This window comes from Streptomyces rhizoryzae, assembly GCF_023155275.1.
Classification (GTDB): Bacteria; Actinomycetota; Actinomycetes; order Streptomycetales; family Streptomycetaceae; genus Streptomyces; species Streptomyces rhizoryzae.
Map to the genome: position 1 here is coordinate 106,942 of NZ_JALMUV010000023.1, position 6,000 is coordinate 112,941.

At 73.0% G+C, this 6,000-nt stretch carries 7 protein-coding genes; 5 read left to right on the forward strand and 2 right to left on the reverse strand.

Going from position 1 to position 6,000, the window contains the following annotated elements; genetic code table 11:
* The first annotated feature begins 71 nt into the window (after nt 1–71).
* Both MUU72_RS19705 and MUU72_RS19710 read left to right on the forward strand, forming a co-directional pair.
* Complete coding sequence (locus MUU72_RS19705; protein ID WP_248014628.1) at nt 72–698, forward strand: PadR family transcriptional regulator; 627 nt, start codon at nt 72–74, stop codon at nt 696–698.
* 191 nt (nt 699–889) lie between these two features.
* Nucleotides 890–1,384, forward strand: coding sequence for a hypothetical protein (locus tag MUU72_RS19710; protein WP_248014629.1), 495 nt, complete (start codon nt 890–892; stop codon nt 1,382–1,384).
* A gap of 33 nt (nt 1,385–1,417) precedes the next feature.
* Here MUU72_RS19710 and MUU72_RS19715 read toward each other — a convergent pair whose 3' ends face one another.
* Together MUU72_RS19715 and MUU72_RS19720 are read right to left on the reverse strand one after the other, a co-directional pair.
* The gene (locus MUU72_RS19715; protein WP_248014630.1) at nt 1,418–2,026 is read right to left on the reverse strand and encodes an N-acetylmuramoyl-L-alanine amidase; all 609 of its coding nucleotides are present in this window, start codon (nt 2,024–2,026) and stop codon (nt 1,418–1,420) included.
* Nucleotides 2,027–2,285: 259 nt separating this feature from the next.
* Nucleotides 2,286–3,269, reverse strand: coding sequence for a LysR family transcriptional regulator (locus MUU72_RS19720; protein WP_248014631.1), 984 nt, complete (start codon nt 3,267–3,269; stop codon nt 2,286–2,288).
* Between the two features lie 242 nt (nt 3,270–3,511).
* On the opposite strand from MUU72_RS19720, the gene MUU72_RS19725 reads away from it, so the two are divergent.
* From MUU72_RS19725 to MUU72_RS19735, 3 genes are all read left to right on the forward strand, one after another.
* Nucleotides 3,512–4,432 (forward strand): pyridoxal-phosphate dependent enzyme, encoded by a 921-nt coding sequence (locus tag MUU72_RS19725; protein ID WP_248014632.1) that lies wholly within the window; start codon nt 3,512–3,514, stop codon nt 4,430–4,432.
* Nucleotides 4,429–5,424: a phenylacetate--CoA ligase family protein gene (locus MUU72_RS19730; protein WP_248014633.1), complete on the forward strand. Its 996-nt coding sequence runs from the start codon at nt 4,429–4,431 to the stop codon at nt 5,422–5,424. The genes MUU72_RS19725 and MUU72_RS19730 overlap by 4 nt, the downstream gene beginning before the upstream one ends.
* A gap of 136 nt (nt 5,425–5,560) precedes the next feature.
* On the forward strand, nt 5,561–5,782 hold the full coding sequence (locus tag MUU72_RS19735; protein ID WP_248014634.1) for a hypothetical protein: 222 nt from the start codon (nt 5,561–5,563) through the stop codon (nt 5,780–5,782).
* The last annotated feature ends 218 nt before the right edge of the window (nt 5,783–6,000 follow it).

Here is a 6,000-nt window from a genome sequence, read left to right on the forward strand (position 1 = left end):
CTTGCCCCGCCATAGTTGCAAAGCAACTAGTCTCAGCGCAACTAGTTACCGCGCTGACTACGATGACGTCCATGACCACCACCGTGAAGAGCTCGCCGCTCGGCCTGACCGTGCTGGTCCTGCTGCACCACCGGCCGCTGCACCCCTACGGCATCCAGCAGTTGCTCAAGCAGTGGGGAAAGGAGCAGGTGGTCAACGTCGGCCAGCGGACCGGGCTCTACCGCACCATCGAGCGGCTCCAGGCCGGCGGACTGATCGCCGTCCGGCAGACCGAACGCGAGCAGCAGTACCCGGAGCGGACCGTCTACGAGGTCACCGACGCGGGCCGGGCGGTGACCCGTGACTGGCTGGAGCAGATGCTCGCGGTCCCCAAGGCGGAGTTCCCGGTCTTCCCGGTCGCGCTGTCGAACATGCTGATGCTCACCCCGGACGAGGTGGCGCCGCTCCTGGGCCGGCGACTGGAGCGGATCACGGCTCAACGTGCCGAGCTGGAGCGCCAGACCGCGGCGGCCCCGGCCGGCCTGCCGCGCATCACCCTCATCGAGAACGAGTACCTGATCACCGTCCTCGGCGCCGAGGAGCGCTGGCTGCACGGCGTGCTCGACGACCTCCGGGACGGCAGCCTGACCTGGACGCCCGACATGCTCGCCGCCTTCCAGGAGGCGGACCCGGACGAGCCGGGGGAGCAGACGCGCTGAGCGCCGGCGGGCGGTGGGTGGTGGCACGCCCCCGCCGTCCCGTATGCCACCTGACAACGGGAGCCGCGCGGGGCGCGGGGGCCGTCCGGCGCGGCGCCGGGTGCCCTCACGCGCCCCCGCCGGCCCCTTGGACCCGTCCGCGGGATGCGGCACTGTACGGGAATCCGACATCGCCTCCCGAAAGGACGGACATGACCGTACGCCTCCGCACCGCGTGCGCCGCCCTCCTGGCCGCCGGTCTGCTGGCCGCCGGCGCTCCGGCCGCGACCGCCGCACCGGCGAAGTACACCCACGCCGCCGCGGCCCAGCAGTTCCGCAAGGCCGGCATCACCTGGACCTCCTCCGGCCGGTGCAGCGACCGGAACAACCGGCGGTGCACCTCCTTCGACGGGATCAACCGCACCACCGTCGCCGGCGTCATCGCGTTCAAGAGGACGAGCGGCTGCGCGGTCACCCTCACCGCGGGCACCGAACGCGGCCACGCGGCCGGCACGTACAGCCACGCGAACGGCTACAAGGTCGATGTGCACGTGACGTCGTGCGTCGACCGGTACATCACCCGCCACTTCCACTACGCCGGTCCGCGCCCCGGTGACCGGGCGAAGAGGTACCGGTCCCCGGCGGGCAACGTCTACGCCCGCGAGGGCTCCCACTGGGACATCACCTACCTCAACGGCAACCGCTGATCCGCGGCGGCCGGTGACCGGCGGGCCGGCCGCTCAGAACGCGGCGTGCACCAGCCGCATGTAGCGCTTCCAGTCCCAGAGCGGACCCGGGTCGGTGTGGTCGGCGCCCGGCACCTCGCTGTGGCCGATGATGTGCCGGCGGTCCGCCGGGATGCCGTAGCGGTGGCAGATCGCGGCGGTCAGCACCGCCGACCGCTCGTAGAGCGCCGGGGTGAACCACCGCGGTTCGTCCACCCGCCCCTCGTGCTCGATGCCGATACTGCGCCAGTTGTACGCCGGGTTCCCGGCGTGCCAGGCCACGTCCTGCTCCTTGACGCACTGGGCGAGATACCCGTCGTGGGACCGCAGGACGTAGTGCGCGGACGCCCGGTAGCCGGGGCGGCCGAAGAGCATCAGGGTGTCGGGGAACGTCTCCTGGGTGACGTGCAGGATCACCATCCGCACCGGGTGGCCGGCGGGCCGGTCGGCCGGGGTGTAGTTGGTGGCGTTCGCCGGGACCCACTGGGTCTCGGGGTAGCCGGGGGAGGGGCGCGTCGGGGCGGGACCCGGCGCGCCGCCGCCCGAGCACCCGGCGGCGGCCAGCGCGGCGAGGCCCGTGAGCAGGTGCCGGCGGCTGAGCCGGTGGGGCGAGCACGGACGCATCGGGTGACGTTCCCTCCAGCCTCGGTGCCCGGCGCCCGCGGTCGGCGCGGCCCGGCGCCTTGCGGTGCATACGACACGGTGGACAGCCGACAGCAAGCTACCCGCGACCCGCACGGTGTCCGCGCTCCGACACGGGCCCTGGTGGGTGACCCGGACAGGGCGGCGACCGGCGGGAACGGATCGGCCGATCGGGTGGCGGGGGTGCCGTGCGATGCCTGGCGGCGGGAGAGGGGAAGAGTCATGCCGCCCAAGTCCCTGCTCAGCCAGGCGGGTTGGCCGGGCCGTCGGTGGGTCGTACCGGGTCGGGTGTCCCGGGCGGGGGAGTGGCGGAGAGACCGGCGAGGGCGGCGACATGAGCCGGGAGCGGGCGGGCGTGCTCGGTGAGCACGTCGATGAAGGCGGCGGTGAGCGCGTCGGGCCGGCCCCGGGTGTACGCGGCCAGCGAGCGGCGGACGGGCGGGTCGAGGAGGAAGACCCGGGCGACGTGGTTGGTGGGGATCATGTTGGCGGGCAGCAGGGTCGGGCCGACCCCGGCCAGTGCCAGTTGCAGCGCGGCGGCCGTCTGCTGGGTCCGTACCGCGATGCGCGGCTGGAAGCCGGCGCCGGCACAGGCATGGTCGAGGATCCTGGACAGGCCGTTCGGCTCGGTGAAGTGGACCCACTCGCGGCCGGCGAGCGCGGACAGCGGCAGCCGGCAGCCGGGCGGCCAGTCGAGCGGGTCGTCGGCGGCCAGGACCACCACGAACTCCTCGGCGTCCAGCGGGAAGAGGGCACCGGCCCAGTCCATCGGCGGCGGTCCGATCGCCACATCGGCCTGCCCCGCGGCCATGGTCAGCTGCAACTCGCTGTCGTAGAGCTTCTCGGTGAGCGACAGCCGCACGCCGGAGTGCAGCCGCCGCCAGACACCTAACACCGCGGGCAGCACGCCCAGGCTGATGGAGTGCAGGGTGGTCAGCCGCAGTTCGCCGCCGTGCACGCCGACCACCCGCAGCGCGGCCGAGGTGGCCCGGTCGATCTCGACCAGGGCGGCACGGGCGTGCGGGAGTATCGCGCGGCCCAGGGGTGTGGGGATGATGGGGCGGACGTTGCGTTCGATCAGCGGGCCGCCGCAGGACCGTTCCAGGATCTGCAACTGGCGCGACAGGGCGGGCTGTGAGACATGGAGCCGGTCGGCGGCCCGGGTGAAGGAACCCGTCTCCACGATGGCCACCAAGTACTGAAGCTGTCTCAGGGTCATTGCCATGCCCAGAGGTTATAAGACCGATGATCAACAGGTCTTGGACACGCTTGCGGGTGGCTCGGCATAGTCGAGACCAGCGGTTCCAGGGGGATTTCCGTTGTTTCGCGCGGGGGTGTCGAGATCTGTGAGTATGTGGCGGCGCTAAAACCTTGTCGAATATGCCCTCTCCCTTTCCTGCTTCTGGTTGTGCGGGGATTCTCCGGCGGCAGGCTTTCGCTGAACCACTTCTGGAACTGGACGGACTGGTGCCGGGGAGCGACGTCTATCTCACGAACAGCGAGGTCTGCCTCACGCCCGGCGGCCGGGGCGGGGCCGGAATCCCGGAACTGGCGACCGCGGTCGGGATGATCGAGGACGCGGAGGCCAAAGGGCTGCTGCGGCCCGGCGGCACGGTCGTCGAAGCGTCCTCCGGACGTCTCGGGGCGGCCCTCGCCGCCGCCTGCGCCGAAAAAGGCTATCCGTTCACCTGCGTCACCGATCCCGAACTCCCGCCGGGGCGCCGGGCCCTGCTGAAATCCCTGGGAGCGCACCTCGTCAGCGTGACCAGGCGGGATCCCGGCGGTGGGTTTCTGCTCAGCCGGATCGAGCGCGTCCGGGAACTGCTGACGGCCGATCCTCGGCTGGTATGGCTGAATCACTACGCATATGCAGCGCATTCCGCTGCCCGCACCGCCCGCACCGCCGCGGAGATCCTGCGGGAACTGGGCCGTGTCGATCACCTCTTCCTCACCGCGGGCGCGTTCGGCGCCTTGCGCGGCTGCCTCGACCACTTCCGGGAATTCTCCCCGCACACCAAGGTGACGGCCGTGGCCGCCACCGGCCACCGGGTGGCCCGCCGCCCCCCGGAACCGGGCCGCCCCCTGGAGCCCGGCCGTCCCGCCGCCGCCGACGAACTGCTGCTGGTCACCGGGCCGGAGGCGGTCCGGATGTGCGGCCGGCTCGCCGCGGACCACGGACTGGCGGCCGGCCGCCCCACCGGCTCGGTCCTCGCGGCCGTGGTACGCGCCGCCCCGTCGCTACCGGGGGGTTCGCGGGTGCTGGCGCTCGCCCCGGACCTGCGCGACCGCCGCGCCCGGGCGTGCGGTGGCGGCGCCCGGGCCGTTCGCGCCGTTTGCTCCGCAGTCCCCCCTCACCCCGCCGCACCGCACGAGGAGACCCGCTCATGACCGTCGACACCATGGCCCCGGCCGCCCGGTGGGGTGCCGAACGCTCGGCCGACCTCGCCTGCCTGGCCGCCCGCTACGCCGTGCGCTTCCCCTGGTACGGCCATCTGCTGGCCCGGCGGGGGGTCCTCGGCTCGGACCGCCTGGACGAGCTGCCGGTCCTCGGCCCGGACCTCCTCGACGCGCACTACTACACCGCCCCGCACCCCCAATTCCCTTGCGCGGGTGTGTACTTCAGCTCCGGTACCAGTACCGGACGACCCAAGCGGGTGCTCTACAGCGCGGCCGACGACGATGCCTGCGCCGGTCGGCACAGGGCGCTCTTCGAGGAGTTCCTCGGCGGCCTCCCCGTCGGCAGCGTCGCCGTCACCGACCTCGGTGCCTGCCATGTGGCGGCGTCCGCGCGGCGGATCTTCCTGGAGATGGGGTTCGACGCCCGTGGCATCGATGTCGAGCGCCCGCTCGGCGAGCACACCGGGCTGCTCAACGCCTGCCGCCCGGACGTGCTGTTCACGCTGCCGCAGATCCTGGACCGGCTGCTGCGGTCGCCCGATCCGCTGCGCATCGCACCGCGCAAGGTGATCGTCATCGGCGGCCTGGCCCCGGCCGGCTGGCGCCGCCGGGTGGCCGAACGGTTCGGCATCGGCTTCGCCGACGTCCTCGACCTCTTCGGCAGCGTGGAGATCGGCGCCATCGCCTACTACGACGCGGCGACCGGCTGCTACCGCTTCCACGACCACATCCTTCCCGAGGTCGTACCGCCGGGCCCGGATCCGGACGCCTCGCTCCCCGGCGGCGGCAGCGGCGCGCTGCTGCTCACCTCCTTCGCCCGGGACTGCTTCCCCGCCCTGCGCTACGCCACCGGCGACCTGATCAGCGGGCTGCGGCGGGTCGAGCACGGCGGCCGGGTCGGCTATGTCTTCGACCGCATCGGCGGCCGGGCCGCCCGCCCGCGCCCCGCACGGCTGAACGGGACAGGCGCCCGCGCCTGGTAACTCCCCGTGCTGGCAGTCCCCTTGGTCCCATCGCTCCCTGTTGACACGCCGCGTAAGGTGGAGGCGCAGTACGCACCCCGGTCCCGCCGCAGGGGCCGGGTGTCACCCGAGTGGGGGGAAGAAAGGTGCGTGCCCGATGAGCGTCGGGCTGCTGTCTGCCGTCGGTATCTGCCTGTACGGGGTGACCCTCGCGGTCCTCGCCTTCACCGCCACGTTCGCGCGGCGTGCGGTACGGCGGCGCGAGGCCCGTGCCACCCTGGGTGTCCTCGTCCTCCTGCACGTCCGTGACCGGCACCTCGCGCCGGTGCCGCCCGGAGCGGAGCGGAACGTCCCGGACGGGCGGACGACGGCGCCGTGACGACGCGGCAGACACGACGCGACCAGGGAAGAGGACCCCCTTCCAGGCGCGTGGGGAGCAGCGCATGCATGCGCCCGGACGGCGTGGTCCAGGCACCGGCACGCCGTCAGCGGGCGGCGGGCGGGGCCGGGATCAGCGGGGGAACGCCACGCGCAGGTCCAGTCCGCCGCCTTCGCGGGGGACGGCGGTGATCGTGCCGTCGTGGGCGCGGACCACCG